Origin of the sequence: Sphaerospermopsis aphanizomenoides BCCUSP55 (assembly GCF_001586785.1) — a bacterium.
GTDB classification, from domain to species: domain Bacteria; phylum Cyanobacteriota; class Cyanobacteriia; order Cyanobacteriales; family Nostocaceae; genus Sphaerospermopsis_A; species Sphaerospermopsis_A aphanizomenoides_A.
Map to the genome: position 1 here is coordinate 1 of NZ_LUFH02000237.1, position 487 is coordinate 487.

General features: G+C 49.9%; 1 protein-coding gene. It reads left to right on the forward strand.

Annotation, left to right across the window (positions count from 1 at the left end; genetic code table 11):
• A partial coding sequence (locus A0J48_RS26510; RefSeq protein ID WP_200327554.1) for a tetratricopeptide repeat protein occupies positions 1–487 on the forward strand: 487 nt, incomplete at both ends.

Genomic DNA, 487 nt, shown 5'->3' on the forward strand with positions numbered 1-487 from the left:
CTCATTAGGAGAAAAGCAGAAAGCACTGGAGTTCTACAACCAAGCATTACCCCTGAGACGGGCAGTGGGCGATCGCTCTGGTGAAGCTACCACCCTCAATAATATTGGCGCTGTCTACGACGATTTAGGAGAAAAGCAGAAAGCACTGGAGTTCTACAACCAAGCTTTATCCATGTATCGGGCAGTGGGCGATCGCTCAGGTGAAGCTGTCACCCTCAGTAATATTGGCGCTGTCTACTCCTCATTAGGAGAAAAGCAGAAAGCACTGGAGTTCTACAACCAAGCATTACCCCTGAGACGGGCAGTGGGCGATCGCTCTGGTGAAGCTATCACCCTCAATAATATTGGCGCTGTCTACGACTCTTTAGGAGAAAAGCAGAAAGCACTGGAGTTCTACAACCAAGCTTTACCCCTGAGACGGGCAGTGGGCGATCGCTCTGGTGAAGCTACCACCCTCAATAATATTGGCGCTGTCTACGACGATTTA